This is a genomic window from Sphingopyxis sp. HIX (genome assembly GCF_001468285.1).
GTDB lineage: Bacteria > Pseudomonadota > Alphaproteobacteria > Sphingomonadales > Sphingomonadaceae > Sphingopyxis.
Genome location: NZ_LNSB01000072.1, coordinates 1 through 14,568, shown reverse-complemented (window position 1 = coordinate 14,568; position 14,568 = coordinate 1). Strand labels below are relative to the sequence as shown.

Genomic DNA, 14,568 nt, shown 5'->3' with positions numbered 1-14,568 from the left:
GCGGACATCTTAATCCTCCCTGCGGCGAAGCCGTGGGGAGGGGGACCACCCGCAGGGTGGTGGAGGGGTGCGGGAGGTCATACGCCGAGTTCGGCTGCACGCACCCCTCCACCATGCTTCGCATGGTCCCCCTCCCCATCGCTTCGCGACAGGGAGGATTAAGTACGTCCGCTCCCCACCCCGAACCCGCCGCTACTCCTTCTCCCCGACCTCGACCAGCCCGTGGCCGACGCTCACGCGCTCGTCGAAGACGAAGCAGCTGCCGTGCCAGCGGCTCTCCGCCTCGGGCACCGCTTCGAGATAGGCGAGGATGCCGCCCTTCAGATGGACGACGTCGTCGACGCCCTCGCTGCGCAGGAACGCGGTCGATTTTTCGCAGCGGATGCCGCCGGTGCAGAACATCGCGATGCGCTTGCCGGCAAACTCGTCCTTGTGGTCGCGCCACCAGCCGGGGAAGTCGCCGAAGCTCTTCGTCTGCGGGTCGATCGCGCCGTCGAAGCTGCCGTAACCGACCTCGAAGCCGTTGCGCGTGTCGATGACGACGGTGCCCGGATCGGCGATCACCGCGTTCCAGTCGGCGGGATCGACATAGCGCCCGACGTCGCGCGACGGATCGATGCCGGGCACCTTCATCGTCACGATTTCCTTCTTCAGCCGGACCTTGAGGCGCTGGAAGGGCATGGCGGCGGCGGTCGAATATTTGACGTCGAGTTCGGCGCAATCGGGGAGCGCGCGGATATGCGCGATCACCGCGGCGATGCCGTCGGCGGGGCCGGCGATGGTGCCGTTGATGCCTTCGGGGGCGAGGAGGAGCGTGCCTTTGACGGCGTTCGCCGCGCAGAGGTCGAGCAAGGGCTGGCGTAGTAGCGCGGGGTCTTCGAAGGGGGCGAAGCGGTAGAGGGCGGCGACGGTGAAACTCATGACCGGCCGCCCTTAGCGGGAATGTTCGAAAGATTCACGCGGAGACGCGGAGGCGCGGAGAGAAGAATGAGAAGCCGCCAGTCTTTTTTCTCCGCGCCTCCGCGTCTCCGCGTGAACAAATTTTCTCTGCGGCCTCTGCGCCTCTGCGCGAAAAAGATCCTCCCCTTGGCGCAGCCATGGGGAGGTGGCAGCCCGCAGGGCCGACGGAGGGGTTGGCGACGTCGAAGGTCGGCGCTGCGCCGCGACCCCTCCACCACCGCTTCGCGGAGTGCTGGGTCGTCCAGGCCCCCGGACTGGACTTGGATTGCCGGGGGCAATCCAACCCTGCACTCCCCCTCCCCATCGCTTCGCGTGGGGAGAATCTTGAGTCCTTACCGAAACGGATCGCCGCGCCCGGTCGCGTACTGCGCCATCGCCATCGTCGTCCATTGCGCGTTGACGCGGATGCAGCTGGGGAAGGTGCTGGCGTCGGTGACCAGCACATTGGTCGTGCCGTGCACGCGGCACTCGGGGTCGACGATGCCATATTGCGGATTTTCGTTGATCGCATTGCCGCCGTGCGGGTGGCTGCTCGACAGGGTGAGGTCGTCCTGCTGCTTGATCTCGCGGAAGAAGAATTCCTCGACGTCCATGTGGGGCGTGATCGTCTTGCCGCTCGCCAGCGCGGGATAGCATTCGACGGCGCCCGCGGCGAAATGGACCTTGGTGAGCGTCGCCATCGCATCGCGCAGCACCGGCAGGTCGTCCTCGACGTCGAGCACGAATTTGAGCTTGCCGTCGACGACCTGCCCGCGGCGGTCGGCGGGGAAGAGGATGCCCGCGGAATGGACGCGGCTGAAATTCTTCATGCGGCCGGCGTGGGTGCCGAACCAGCCGGGCATCAGCGACGCCATCGCCATCGGCGGCTGAAAATGGCTTTCGAGCAGATATTTGCCGCAGTCGACATAGCTGGTCATCTGGTCCTCGTCCCACGCATTGCCGCCGACGCCGCCCGGCATCAGCGCGACGACGGGCGAGGCGACGTTGAGCGAAATCTGATAGCCGGTGCCCTGGATGCCGCTGCTATCGAGCAATTTCGACGAGGCGATCGTGCCGCCCGCGACGACGACGCCGACGCGCGCGCGGACGATGCGGCGCGAGCCATCGGGCATCACCAGCCGCACCGCTTCGGCCTCGAGCTTGCCGTTCGCGGCGTCCTGCCAGAGGATTTCCTCGGCCTTGGTCTCGGGCAGGATACGCGCGCCATGGTCGCGGCACGCCGACGGCAGATAGGTCTGCGCCATGCCCATGCGGCGGCCATAGGGGCAGCCCGAGTTGCAATAGCCGCAATAGGCGCAGGCATTGGGCGTGCGCGGCGGGCCGAAATTCTTGTCGAACCAGTCGGCGATCGCGCGCTTCTCGCGCGGGTCGGTCGAGGCCGCGGCGTGCTTGTGCCAGCCATCGATCAGATGCGTGCCGTTGTGGCGCCCGCTGCGCGGTTCGGCGCGCGCGATGCCGAGCTTCGCCTGCACCGCGTCGTAGCTCGCGTGGAAGGCGGCGGCGTCGATCGGCGCGCCGATGCTCGCCCATTTGGCGAGGACGTCGGGCGCGTCGGGGTGGGTGCGGCCGTCCTCGTTGACGCGCAGGCAGATGCCGTTGTTGACCGTCGAAGAGCCGCCGACGTTGCGCCCCTGGAAGATCACGAAATCGCTGTTGGTCGTCGTCTGCACCCCACCATGCTTGTAGAGCGCGGCGATCATTTCGAGTTCGTGGTGGGTGATCCGGTGCGAGGGGTAGAAGGGGCCGGCCTCGACGATCAGCACCTTATAACCCTGCGCCGCGACATTATGCGCCGCGACCGCGCCGCCGGCGCCCGAGCCGATGACGACGACGTCATATTCATCCTCGAGCGTCGCGGCGGAGAGGATATGGTCGTCGTCGATCTCGCGGCCGCGGACGTCGGTGATGCACAGGTCGGGCGGGTCGCTGCGGGTACGGAATTTGGGGAGGGTGAAGCCGATCTGGGCGTGCACCGGGTTCGCCTGATTGGCGTCCTGCCCGGCATCGCGCGGCTGGTCGCCGCCCTGCCAATAGCCGTAATAACAGGCATAGATGATGCCGCGGAGCCGCGCCATGTCCTGGAACAGGTCGAAGTCGCTGTTCTGCAGGCGGCTCGCCACGCGTTCGGCGCGCGTTTCGACGTCGCATTCGACGAACACCGGGCCCAGCGCGAATTCGGTCGCATCGAGCGAAAATTGCAGCTCGTCGAGCTTGGTCCCGCCGACCTTGCCGAACAAAGTCGCGACATTCGCGACGACGTCGTCGGCGGTGATGACCATGTCGGCGCCATGGAATAGCGCCTCGGTCAATGTCTTCAGAAATTTGAGCTGCCCGAAATTGAACGGTGCCGTCATCGCCCCTGCCCCCCTTGCTGTCCCGCGTCCCAGATGCGGGCCTATAATGCGGAAAAGCAAGGCGGTATTGTACCGGAACGGCAGCTATGTCGGCGCTCCCCCTATGCGGTGCGCGCCGCCTTGAGGAACAAGGCAGCCGAGAGCAGCCAGAGCGCGGCGAACAGGCTGGTCCCCAGCACCGCTTCGTAGAGCCCCGCGGGACCCGCCGAGCCGAGCCCTGCGGCGAGCGCGGCGACGCCGATGCCGACCTGCACCGCCGCGGCGGCAGCCATCGCGCGCGCCATGCCCGCGGCGCGATACCGGCCGATCGCCGAGCCGGCGACGGCGACGAGCAGCACCAGCGCGAAGAGCAGGTTCCACGGATTGCCCTCGTCGCCGAGGAAACCCACCGCGCCATTGACCCAGACGAGCAGCAGCCCCGCGAGCAGGCCGAGCGCGGCGCCGGCGCGATAGGCGAGGTTGCGGCTCATATGCACCGCGACCTCGAAGGTGCAGCCGACGATGCCGAACATCGTGGCGGCGAAAAGGAAATCGCCCGCGGTCCACACGACCTCGTCGGTGAATTGCATCGCGACCAGCGGCACCGCGAGCAAAGCCGCCGCTCCGCCCCAGCCGATCAGCCGCCAGGGCATGGTGCCGCGCCTGGTCGTTTCGTTGGTTGTGTCGTTCATGAAAAGCCTCCCGGAAATGGAGGCCCGCCCTGCCCGGCGTCGCGGGTGAGCGTCATGAGCGAAAGCTGAGCAATCGCTGAAAAAACGGGGCTCAGCGCACCGCGACGGTCAGATGGCCGATGCCCGATATATGTTCGAGGCGGTCGCGGATCGCGGCGCAGGGCAGTCCGCCCTCGACCTCGACGATCGCGGCGTGCGCGCCGGGGCCGACGCGCCAGACGTGGAGGTCGATCAGCCGCACGCCCATCCCCTCGACCTCGCGCCGCACCGCGTCGGCGATCCGCCCGTCGGTCTCGTCGAGCAGCACCGCGGCGGTGTCGCGCATCAGGCTCCACGACCAGCGCGCGATGACGATCGCGCCGACGATCCCCATCGCGGGATCCATCCAGCGCCAGCCGAGATAGCGCCCCGCGAGCAAGGCGGCGATCGCCAGCACCGAAGTCAAAGCGTCGGCGAGGACATGGAGATAGGCCGAGCGGAGGTTGTTGTCGTGACCGTGGCTGTGGTGATTATCGTGGTGGTGATCGTGATGGTCGTGGCTGTGGCCATGGTCGTGCCCGCCCATCAGCAGCAATGCGCTGACGATATTCACCGCGAGGCCGATCACCGCGACCAAGGTGGCGCTGGCGAAATCGACGCGTTCGGGGTCGATCAGCCGCAAGACCGATTCGACCGCGATACCGATCGCGAAGAGGCCGAGGATCAGCGCCGAGGCGAAGCCGGTCAAGTCGCCGACCTTGCCCGTGCCGAAGCTGTAGCGCGGATTGTCGCGGTGGCGCTTGGCATAGCCATAGGCCACCGCCGCGAGCCCCAATGCGCCGGCATGCGTCGCCATATGGAAACCGTCGGCGAGCAGCGCCATCGACCCGGTGATATAGCCGGCGACGATCTCGCCGACCATCATCACAGCGGTGAGCGCGACGACCCACAGGGTGCGCCGCGCATTGTCGTCGTGCGACGCGGCGAGGAAGTCGTGATTGTGCGGCGCGGCGGTCATGCGCCTCATTCGAATAGTATTTTGCAGCGTTGCGCAAGGTGGGTTGGTGTGGGGGTGGGGAGCGAATCCAATAATCCTCCCTGTCGCGAAGCGATGGGGAGGGGGACCATGCGAAGCATGGTGGAGGGGTGGCTGCCCCTAACACCGACGCCTATTGTATCGACCCCTCCACCACCCTGCGGGTGGTCCCCCTCCCCACGGCTGCGCCGCAGGGAGGATTAGAAAGGCCGCTCCTTTAACCTTGGCTACGCCGCCTTCTTCTTCCGGCGATATGCGTGCAGCAGCGGTTCGGTATAGCCCGAGGGCTGCGTCACGCCCTCGAAGATCAGCGCGCGCGCCGCCTGCCAGGCGATGCCGTCGGGGGCGAGCTTTTCGTACAGCGGGTCGCCGGCATTTTGCGCGTCCACTTTCGTTGCCATGCGCACCAGCGCGGCATCGACCTGTTCGGCGGTGCACACGCCGTGGAGCAGCCAGTTGGCGAGCGCCTGCGACGAGATGCGCAGCGTCGCGCGATCCTCCATCAGTCCGACATCGTCGATGTCGGGCACCTTCGAGCAGCCGACGCCCTGATCGATCCAGCGCACGACATAGCCCAAAATGCCCTGGCAATTATTGTCGAGTTCGCGGGTGAGCTCGGCCTCGCTCCAGTTGCGGCCGGTGGCGACGGGAATATTGAGCAGCCGGTCCAGCGACGGCACCGCCTCGCCCGCGATCTCGCGCTGGCGAGCGAAGACGTCGACCTGATGATAGTGCAGCGCGTGCAAGGTCGCCGCGGTCGGCGACGGCACCCAGGCGGTGTTCGCGCCGCTCTTCGGATGGCCGATCTTCGCGTCGAGCATCGCGCGCATCAGGTCGGGCATCGCCCACATGCCCTTGCCGATCTGCGCCTTGCCCGAAAGCCCGCAGGCGAGGCCGATGCGGACGTTGCGGTCCTCGTAGCTCGCGATCCAGTCGCTCGCCTTCATCTCGCCCTTGGGAATCATCGGGCCGGCGCGCATCGAGGTGTGGATTTCGTCGCCGGTGCGATCGAGGAAGCCCGTGTTGATGAAGACGATACGGTCCTTCACCGCATGGATGCACGCGGCGAGGTTCGCGCTGGTGCGGCGCTCCTCGTCCATCACCCCGACCTTGATCGTGTGGCGCGCGAGGCCGAGCATGTCCTCCACGGCGTCGAACAGCCGGTCGGTGAAGCCGCATTCCTCGGGCCCGTGCTGCTTGGGCTTGACGATATAGATGCTGCCCGCGCGGCTGTTCCTGAGCGTGCCGAGGCCCTTCAGATCGTGGAGCGAACAGAGGCTGGTGAACACCGCGTCGCAGAGGCCCTCGGGCGCTTCGCTGCCGTCCGCCAGCTTCACCATCGGATTGGTCATCAGATGCCCGACGTTGCGCACGAACATCACGCTGCGGCCGGGCAACGTGAAGGCGGCGCCATCGGGCGCGGTCCAGTCGCGGTCGGGCTCCATCGCGCGGGTGACGGTCGCGCCGCCCTTGGCGAACACCTCGGTCAAATCGCCGCGCATCAGGCCGAGCCAGTTGCCATAACCCAGCACCTTGTCCTCGCCGTCGACCGCGGCGACCGAGTCCTCGAGGTCGATGATCGTGGTCAGCGCGGCTTCGAGCAGCACGTCGGCGATGCCTGCGGGGTCCGTCCGGCCGATCGCGCTCGCGGGGTCGATCACCAATTCGATGTGCAGGCCGTTGTGCTTCAGCAGGATGCCGCCGTCCTTGGTGCCGACGAGGTGCGCGGGGGCGGCGAGGTCGGGCGTGCCGCCGGTCCAGTCGGCCCAGCTGCCCGCCGCGAGCGGTACCGCCTCGTCGAGGAAAGCCTTGGCGCGCGCGATCACCGCCGCGCCGCGCGCCGCGTCGTAGCCGCCGGGCTGCGCCGCCGGGGCGTCGAGCGCGTCGGTGCCGTAGAACGCGTCGTAGAGGCTGCCCCAGCGCGCATTGGCGGCGTTGAGCGCGAAGCGCGCGTTGAGCGCGGGCACGACGAGTTGCGGCCCCGCCATCGTCGCGATCTCGGGATCGACGTTCGTCGTGCCGACCGCGAAGGGCGCGGGCTCGGGCACGAGATAGCCGATGTCGCGGAGAAACGCCTGATACGCCATGCCGTCGTGCGGCTGCCCCGCGCGCTCGATGTGCCAGGCATCGACCTGCGCCTGCAAAGCCTCGCGCTTCGCGAGCAAAGCGGCGTTCTCGGGCGCAAATTTGTTCAGCAGCGCGGCAAAATCCACCCAGAATTTGTCGGCGTCGAGCCCGGTTCCGGGCAGCGCGCGATCCTGCACGAAATCGACCAGCCGCGCATCGATCGACAGCCCGTGGCGGTCCAGAAATTCGGTCATTGAAGCACCCTTTGGTTCGGCGCCAAGCGCCAGTGGACCCGGGGAGGAAAGGGCCGCCGCCCTATGCCGCGAAGCGCGCGGCTTGGCAATGGGTCGCTCAGCTGCCCATCGACTGGGTGAAGGTGAGTTCGATATATTCTGCGGGGTGCGTGATCGCGACCTGGATGGCGACGATCATATAGCCGTTCAGGATATCCTGCGCGGTCATCGTCGAGCCGAGGCCGACGGACACGCTGAACGCGTCGCCGGGCTTCGCGCCGACGAGGCCGCCCTGCTGCCACAGGCCGGTCAGGAAGTTCGAGATCGCCGCCTGCACCGTCCGCCACGTGGTCGCATCGTTCGCGGCGAAGACATAGGCTTGCAGCGCGGTCTTGATCGACTGCTCGATCAGGATCAGCGTCCGCCGCAGGTTGACGTAGCGATGGTCGTTGCTGTTGCCGTCGAGCGTCCGCGCGCCCCACACGACTGTTCCGCGCCCCGGTAGCGCGCGCAGGACATTGATCGCCAGCCCGTTGACCGGCGCGTTGAAGCCGCCCTGCTCGTCGTCGGTGACCTTGAACAGCGGCGAATCGACCGACGCGAGCCCGATATTCGCGGGCGCGTTCCACACGCCGTTCAGTGCGTCGCTCTGCGCCCAGATGCCCGCGACGATGCCGCTGGGGGGCTGGACGTTCAGCGCATCGGCCATCGCCTGCTTCATCCGGTGGTACAGCGGCAGCGCATTGGCGAGCAGATTGTCGAGCGAAACCTGCCATTGCTCCAGCGTCTGGTCCGGCTGGAGCGGCGGATAGCCGGAACCGTCGGCCGAATATTGCGGGCCGTTGCCGGTGATCCCGGCCGATGGCGGAAAGGCCGTCGCGATCGCTGCCTGGATCGGGGCCAGCGCCGGCCCCTCATATTGCTGCACGGCCGCGGCGGTCAGCAAGCCGTTGATCGCATCATTGCCCCCCGAAGCGGCAAGTTGCGTGTAGTAGACATCGCCGGCGTCGACGGCCGTCGCCTTGATCGCCGGCGCATAGGCCGCGCCATAGCTGGCGCTGGCGAGCGCGGGTGCGATCGCGCTCCAGAAATCGGCCTGCGCGGCGGTCAGTGCCTCGAAGCTGTCGGCCGCAAGACAGCCCGGCAGGTCGAGAATCGCCACGCGATCCTGCAAGCTGCTCGCCTGCGACAGCATCGCGCAGACGACCTTGCCATAATCGGCGAGGCCGAGCTGGCACGCCTCGGGAGCCACCAGCATCGTCGGCCCCTTGGCGTATGCCGCCGCCGCCAGCCCGCCCGGTATAATACCGTCGCCAGATCCGACAAAGTCGGCGACACGGATGAAACCGCGCGGTCCGCCGGCGATTTCGGACGCCACCCGCGGATACGCGCCATCGCAATAGCTGCCGACCGAGACGACATAGCAGTCGCCCCCGCCATTGGCGAAGAAGAGGCGCATCTGCCAATAGAGGTTGAAACCGTCGGGACCCGCCCCCGGTCGCGGCGTAACGGTGAAGGCGGCGGGGTCGGTCGCGTCGGGCGCGACGGCGAAGGGCGGCCGGTCGGCCCCGCCGAAATAGCCCTGATAGTCCGCCATCGACGCAATCGCGACCGGCGTGTTGTACAGCGAAGCCCCCGTCGTCGGATCGCCAGCGAACTGGGCATAGCCGACGAAGATCGGCACCGCGGTCGCCACGCCCACGATGGCGCTGCCGAAGGCGTCGATTTCGGCGACATAGACGCCGGGCGTCTGGCGGGTCGGTCCATCATTCGTCGGCATCGGCAAATCCCCCCGCTCTTTGTGACAGAGGATGTGGCAGCTCGCTACCCGGCTTCGCGCCCGAGGGGTGCAAAGCGCCGCCCTGCCGCCTATAGCCCCGCCATGACCCCGCGCATCCTCCTCGCCACGGCCGCCGTTCCCGGCGGCGGCGACCTTCGGCTGTTCCAGCGCGGAGCGGATTATTTCATCACGCTCGACCACAGCGAACTCATGACGAGCCGGATGAGCGGGTCCGAGGAAGCGCTCGCCGAAATGGCGTGCGACCGGCTCGGGGGGAACGTCGCGCCGCATCTGCTGGTCGGCGGCTATGGCATGGGCTTTACGCTGCGCGCGGCGCTCGCGCGGCTGGGCCCCGATGCGCGGGTGACCGTCGCCGAACTCGTGTCCGAGGTGATCGACTGGGCGAAGGGGCCGATGGCGGACCTGACTGCGGGATGCCTGGGCGATCCGCGCGTCGAGGTGGTGCTGGGCGATGTCGGGGCGGTGATCGGCGGCGCGGCGCGGCGGTACGATGCGATATTGCTCGACGTCGACAACGGGCCCGACGGGCTGACGCGCGAAGGCAATGACCGCATCTATTCGATGGCGGGGCTGGCGCGAGCCAGAGCGGCGCTGCGGCCCGGCGGAGTGCTCGCGATCTGGTCGGCGGCGCCCGACGCGCGCTTCACGCAGCGTTTGAAAGATGCGGGTTTCGTGGTCGAGGAAGTGCCCGTCCGCGCGCGCAGCAGCGGCAAGGGCGGCCGCCACATCATCTGGTTCGCACGCTAGCCAGGTGGCGCGCCGCCGCCGAGCGCCTGATAGAGCGCGACATAGGCCGTGAGGCGGTCGGTGCGCAGCTGGATCAGCGCGAGGTCGACCGCGAGCAGCGCGCGCTGCGCGTCGATCTGTTCGAGATAGGGCGAATAGCCGGCGCGATAGCGGTTGGTCGCGTGGAGCAAGGTCTCGGCGACCGCGGCGCGCTGGGCGAGCAGCGCCCTTTCCTGCACGCCGAGGCGGTCGATCACCGCGAGCTGGTCCTCGACCTCGCGAAAGGCGGTGAGCACGGTGCGGCGATAGGCGAAGGCGGCCTGGTCGCGCTGCGCGGTTGCGGCGTCGAACTGGCCCTGCAGCCGCCCGCCCGAAAAGATCGGCGCGAGGATGCTGCCGCCGACCGACCAGATGGTGATCGGATCGCCCAGCAGCGACGAGATGGCGGCGCCCGCCGATGCCGACAGCCGGATCTGCGGCAGATATTGCGCGCGCGCGCCGCGCAGGTTCGCGTCGGTCGCGGCGAGCGCATATTCGGCCTGCGCGATGTCGGGACGGCGGCGGACGAGATCGGAGGGGAGCACGCCGGGCACCGCCGGGGTGACGAGCGCATCGAAGCCCGCGCCGCGCGCAATCGCCTGCGGCGTATCGCCGACGAGCAGCGACAGCGCATGTTCCTGCCGCGCGATCGCCGCCTCGATCGCCGGGATCTGCTGCTCGGTCGCGCGATATTCGGCCTCGGCCTGGCTGAGTTCGAGCCGCGAGGTATAGCCCGCCTCGGCGCGGTCGCGCGCGATGCGCAGCGCCTCGCCGCGCGTCGTCAGCGTCTGGCGCAGCAGTTCGCGCCGATCGTCGAGCGCGAGCAGGACGATATAGCTGCTCGCGGTCGCGGCGCTGACCGACAGCGTCGCCGCTTCGCGCGCCGCCGCGACCGCCGCGGCATTGGCGCGCGCGGCGTCGACCTGCGCGGCGTTGCGGCCGAAGAGGTCGATCTCGTAGGCGGCCTGGAAGGTCGGCTGCGCCGCCGTGCTCTCGCTCGGCTGGCCGAAGGCATTGACGCTGCGCGATTCGGATGCCGGCACACTCGCCGAAAGCGTGGGCAGCAGCAAAGAGCGCGCGACGCGCTCCTGCGCACGCGCCTCCGCGACGCGCGCCGCGGCGATGGCGAGGTCGACATTGTGCGCCCGCGCGCGCTCGACCAGCGCCGACAATTGCGCATTGCCGAAGCGGCCCCACCACTCCGCCTCGATCGGACCGCCGGCGGGCACGGCGGTGCGCCAGTCGGCGGGCGGGGTCACCAGGCTCGCCTCGGGCCGCGGCGTGATCGCCGGCGCACAGCCCGCAAGCAGCAGCGGCAGCAGCGGGAGCGCGCGGCGCATCAATCGTCCCCGGTGTGCACGGTCGCAACCACCGACATGCCGGGCCCGAGCCGCTTGGCGAGGTCCTGCCCCGGTTCGATGCGGATGCGCACCGCGATGCGCTGCGGCACTTTCACGAAATTGCCCGATCCGGTGTCGGGCTTGATCACGCTGAACTCGCTGCCCGCGGCGGGGGCGATGTTTTCGACCACGCCCTTCAGCGCCGCGCCACCGAGCGCGTCGATCTTCAGCGTCGCGCGCTGGCCGGTGCGGATGTCGGCGGTCTGCGCTTCCTTGAAATTGGCGACGACCCAGTGCTTCTGCGGCACCAGATACATGAGCTGGGTGCCCGGGTTGACGAGCTGGCCGACGCGCACGGTCACCTCGCTGAGCTTGCCCGGGCGCGGGGCGCGGATGATCGTGCGGTCGAGGTCGATGTCGGCGAGCCCGCGCGTCGCCTTCGCATTTTCGACCCCCGCCTGCAGCCCGCCGCGCCCGACGGTCACCGAGCGAATCTGTTCGAGCGCGATCTGGCGCTGCGCCTCGGCCTGGCGGACCCCCGCCTCGGCCTGGCGGAGCGCGGCGAGCGTCTGGTCGCGTTCGCGCAGCGACACCGACCCCGCGTCGACGAGCTCGGTCACGCGCCGCATGTCGGCCTGCGCGCGCTGCAATTGCGCGCGCGCGTTGCCGACCGCGGCGTCCTGCGCGCGCAATTGCGCCTCGGCCGAGCGCTGGCTCTGCGCGCTGTTGTCGAGGCTGGCGGTCTGGGCGGCGATACTCGCTTCGCCCTGCGCGACGCGCTGGCGATAGACGCTGTCGTCGATCCGCACCAGGACTTGCCCGGCCTTCACCGTGTCGAAATCCTGCACCAGCACTTCGGTCACATAGCCGCCGACCTGCGGCGAAATGATCGTCGTCTGGCCGCGGACATAGGCGTTTTCGGTGGTCTGGCTCTGCGGGCTGAACGGCGGCAGCCCCCACGCATAGAGGATCGCGAGCGCGCCGATCAGGATGATCGCGGCGAAGAAGCCCACCTGCCGCCGCGAACGGTCGGGGCGCCAGCCGCTTTCGGCTGCGGGCGGCGCGGCGGGCTCCTCGGGCGGCGGCGCGGGCTTGGGCGCGGGCGCCGGCTTCTTCGCGGGAGGGGGCGGGGTGTTTTCACTGTCGGTCATTGTCGCTCCGCCAACATTTTCTGAAGATTGCCGAGGTCCGCCGCGAGCGGGCTGTAGCCGCGCCGGCGATCGTTCAGCCAGCGCGCGAGGATGATCAGCAAACCGATCGTCGACAAGACGCCGAGCACGAAGAATACGTCGTTATAGGCGAGCACCGCCGCCTGCCGCGCGGCCTCGCGCACGACGTCGCTGCCCGCCAGCGCGCCGCGGAGCGCGGGGTCGGTGACGGTACTCGCGCGCCCGGCCGCGAGACTCGCCAGCAGCTGCCCGAAGGCCGGGTCGTCGGTCGGCAGGCTGAGCCCCAGCGTCATCAGATGATCCTTGGTGCGGATCGTGAAAAAGGCCGACAGCGCCGCGGTGCCCGCGAGCCCGCCGATCGTCTGCGACAGGTTGAACAGCGCGAGGAAGCTGACGACGTAAGAAGGACCACGCGTGAGCGCGCGCAGGAACCCTTCCATCAGCATCGGCCCGATGAAATAGACCGCGGCAAAGGCGATCGCCGCCTGGCTCAAATAGAGGTTGACCGGGCGCGTCATCAGCCCCGAATGCGTGTCGGCAAAGGCCGCGACGGCGATGATGCCGAGCGCGATCATCGTCGGCATGCGGAGGTCGAGCGGGTTGAGCTTGACCAGCGGCAGCACGACGCCGAGGCAGGCGGCGGCGGCGGTGACCGCGTAGAAGGTCACCAGCTGGTCGTTCACCAGCCCCAGCGTCGTGAACAGCCCGGTCGCGCCGAAATTCTGTTCGGACAGCACGATGCGCACCAGCGCGCCGCTGAGCGCCAGCTTGAGGAGGTCGCCGCTCGCCATCCAGCGCGTCTCGAGCATCGGGTGCAGCCGGTTGTGCTCGATCAGGAAGGAGGCACCGATCAACACCACCGACAGCGCGAGCACCCCGCCGAGCCACGGCGTCGGCCACCAGACGATGCGTCCCTGGACGAAGAAGACGCAGAGCAGCCCGGCGCCGGCCGCGAGCAGCGGGAAGCTGACGAGGTCGAAGCGGTTGAAGGCGCGGACCTTGATCCCCTGCGGCAGCGGCAGCACGTTGACCAGCCCGACCGCGACGAGCGACAGCCCGAACTGGAAAGCGAACAGGCTTTCGACATTGCCGTCGTAGACGAGCAAAGGCGAAATCGCGCGCGCCAGCGGCAGCCCGGTCTGCACCATGCCGATGCCCAGGATCAGCGCCGCCATCCGCTTGGGCGCGGGCAGCGCCTGGAACATGTAGAAGATCGCGAGCGTCACGAGCCCGCTGGCGGCGATCCCCGCGAGGCCGCGCGACACCAGCTCGACGCGATAGCCGACGTCGAACAATTGCACGAAATTGGCGAGCAGCAGCGCGACCATCGTCGCGCGCACGAAGCGCTGGATGCCGAAATGCTGGCGCGCCTTGAACAGCAATATGCTCATGCAGACGTTGGTCACGCTGTAGGCGACGGTGATCCAGCCCGACTCGACCGGGGTCAGCCCCATATGCCCCTGCAACACGGCGAGGTTCGCGAGCAGCAGCCCGTTCTGGAAGCCGCTGACGAGGCCGAGGAAGACCCCGATCGCAAAATAGGCCTGGCGGCGGCGCAGCGGATGGTCGGGCGTCGCGGGCGAGCCGGGGATGAGCGGCTGCTCGTGCGGCTTCAGCACATAGGCGCCGGGCTTCGCCTCCTCAGCCATGGCACACGCCGCGGCCGATGGGGCGAAGGGCGCGATCGGGTCGGATCATCGGAGCGGCTCCCCTGCACAGGCCGGCATGCACCCCTTATGCGCCGGTTCATCGCGATTGGGCAATCCTTCAGTTGTATGACATATTCGATATGGGGTGGATCGGTGATTGGGTGGCGGTGCGGGCGGGAGGGGACATAAAGATCCTCCCCGCTTGCGGGGAGGGGGACCGCGCCCGAAGGGCGTGTTGGAGGGGGCTCTCAGCCTGACGCGCCGCTCAAGGACGCACACCCCCTCCGTCAGCGCTTCGCGCTGCCACCTCCCCACAAGTGGGGAGGATCGTCTTGTTCCCACCCAAAAACGCCGCAGTCATAAAAAAAGCTTTCCTACATTATCCCGCTATGCAAGCGTCGATTCGGGCTCTTTCCCTCGGCCGACACAAGCGGTTGCCAAGGTCCTGTTAGGGGGAGCGCACAGGGCTGAACTTTCCTGAACTTTGGACAGGGTGACGTCCGCTTCCCACGCCAAAGCCGCCATCCCGCCGGAGCCCCCCGCC

Annotated in this window: 10 protein-coding genes; 1 reads left to right on the top strand and 9 read right to left on the bottom strand. The window is 68.4% G+C overall.

The window, feature by feature from the left end; translation table 11 throughout:
- Window positions 1–192 precede the first annotated feature (192 nt).
- The 6 genes from trhO to ATE62_RS22045 form a co-directional block, all read right to left on the bottom strand.
- The gene (gene trhO, locus ATE62_RS22070; RefSeq protein ID WP_082662976.1) at window positions 193–921 is read right to left on the bottom strand and encodes an oxygen-dependent tRNA uridine(34) hydroxylase TrhO; all 729 of its coding nucleotides are present in this window, start codon (window positions 919–921) and stop codon (window positions 193–195) included.
- Window positions 922–1,292: 371 nt separating this feature from the next.
- Window positions 1,293–3,314 carry a GMC family oxidoreductase N-terminal domain-containing protein gene (locus tag ATE62_RS22065; protein WP_058810312.1) on the bottom strand — a complete coding sequence of 674 codons (2,022 nt, stop codon included), beginning with the start codon at window positions 3,312–3,314 and terminating at the stop codon, window positions 1,293–1,295.
- A gap of 101 nt (window positions 3,315–3,415) precedes the next feature.
- Window positions 3,416–3,985 (bottom strand): hypothetical protein, encoded by a 570-nt coding sequence (locus ATE62_RS22060; protein ID WP_058810313.1) that lies wholly within the window; start codon window positions 3,983–3,985, stop codon window positions 3,416–3,418.
- A 91-nt stretch (window positions 3,986–4,076) separates the two neighbouring features.
- Entirely contained in the window at window positions 4,077–4,982 is a 906-nt protein-coding gene (gene dmeF, locus ATE62_RS22055; RefSeq protein WP_058810314.1) for a CDF family Co(II)/Ni(II) efflux transporter DmeF, read from the bottom strand.
- Window positions 4,983–5,227: 245 nt separating this feature from the next.
- Window positions 5,228–7,321 (bottom strand): malate synthase G, encoded by a 2,094-nt coding sequence (locus ATE62_RS22050; RefSeq protein WP_058810315.1) that lies wholly within the window; start codon window positions 7,319–7,321, stop codon window positions 5,228–5,230.
- Between the two features lie 97 nt (window positions 7,322–7,418).
- Window positions 7,419–9,080 carry a phage tail sheath family protein gene (locus ATE62_RS22045; RefSeq protein ID WP_058810316.1) on the bottom strand — a complete coding sequence of 554 codons (1,662 nt, stop codon included), beginning with the start codon at window positions 9,078–9,080 and terminating at the stop codon, window positions 7,419–7,421.
- 102 nt (window positions 9,081–9,182) lie between these two features.
- On the opposite strand from ATE62_RS22045, the gene ATE62_RS22040 reads away from it, so the two are divergent.
- The gene (locus ATE62_RS22040) at window positions 9,183–9,848 is read left to right on the top strand and encodes a hypothetical protein (protein ID WP_058810317.1); all 666 of its coding nucleotides are present in this window, start codon (window positions 9,183–9,185) and stop codon (window positions 9,846–9,848) included.
- Here the strand turns inward: ATE62_RS22040 and ATE62_RS22035 are convergent.
- Genes ATE62_RS22035 through ATE62_RS22025 form a run of 3 tightly spaced genes read right to left on the bottom strand, consistent with a single transcriptional unit; the run spans window position 9,845 to window position 14,024 of the window.
- Window positions 9,845–11,206 carry an efflux transporter outer membrane subunit gene (locus ATE62_RS22035; protein ID WP_058810318.1) on the bottom strand — a complete coding sequence of 454 codons (1,362 nt, stop codon included), beginning with the start codon at window positions 11,204–11,206 and terminating at the stop codon, window positions 9,845–9,847. The genes ATE62_RS22040 and ATE62_RS22035 overlap by 4 nt on opposite strands.
- Window positions 11,206–12,357: an HlyD family secretion protein gene (locus ATE62_RS22030; protein ID WP_058810319.1), complete on the bottom strand. Its 1,152-nt coding sequence runs from the start codon at window positions 12,355–12,357 to the stop codon at window positions 11,206–11,208. The genes ATE62_RS22035 and ATE62_RS22030 overlap by 1 nt, the downstream gene beginning before the upstream one ends.
- Entirely contained in the window at window positions 12,354–14,024 is a 1,671-nt protein-coding gene (locus ATE62_RS22025) for an MFS transporter (RefSeq protein WP_058810320.1), read from the bottom strand. The genes ATE62_RS22030 and ATE62_RS22025 overlap by 4 nt, the downstream gene beginning before the upstream one ends.
- Window positions 14,025–14,568 lie beyond the last annotated feature (544 nt).

Bases quoted from the DNA above. Each gene is read 5' to 3' on its own strand.
- trhO (WP_082662976.1), bottom strand. From the start codon at position 921: ATGAGTTTCACCGTCGCCGCCCTCTACCGCTTCGCCCCCTTCGAAGAC.
- ATE62_RS22065 (WP_058810312.1), bottom strand. From the start codon at position 3,314: ATGACGGCACCGTTCAATTTCGGGCAGCTCAAATTTCTGAAGACATTG.
- ATE62_RS22060 (WP_058810313.1), bottom strand. From the start codon at position 3,985: ATGAACGACACAACCAACGAAACGACCAGGCGCGGCACCATGCCCTGG.
- dmeF (WP_058810314.1), bottom strand. From the start codon at position 4,982: ATGACCGCCGCGCCGCACAATCACGACTTCCTCGCCGCGTCGCACGAC.
- ATE62_RS22050 (WP_058810315.1), bottom strand. From the start codon at position 7,321: ATGACCGAATTTCTGGACCGCCACGGGCTGTCGATCGATGCGCGGCTG.
- ATE62_RS22045 (WP_058810316.1), bottom strand. From the start codon at position 9,080: ATGCCGACGAATGATGGACCGACCCGCCAGACGCCCGGCGTCTATGTC.
- ATE62_RS22040 (WP_058810317.1), top strand. From the start codon at position 9,183: ATGACCCCGCGCATCCTCCTCGCCACGGCCGCCGTTCCCGGCGGCGGC.
- ATE62_RS22035 (WP_058810318.1), bottom strand. From the start codon at position 11,206: ATGCGCCGCGCGCTCCCGCTGCTGCCGCTGCTGCTTGCGGGCTGTGCG.
- ATE62_RS22030 (WP_058810319.1), bottom strand. From the start codon at position 12,357: ATGACCGACAGTGAAAACACCCCGCCCCCTCCCGCGAAGAAGCCGGCG.
- ATE62_RS22025 (WP_058810320.1), bottom strand. From the start codon at position 14,024: ATGGCTGAGGAGGCGAAGCCCGGCGCCTATGTGCTGAAGCCGCACGAG.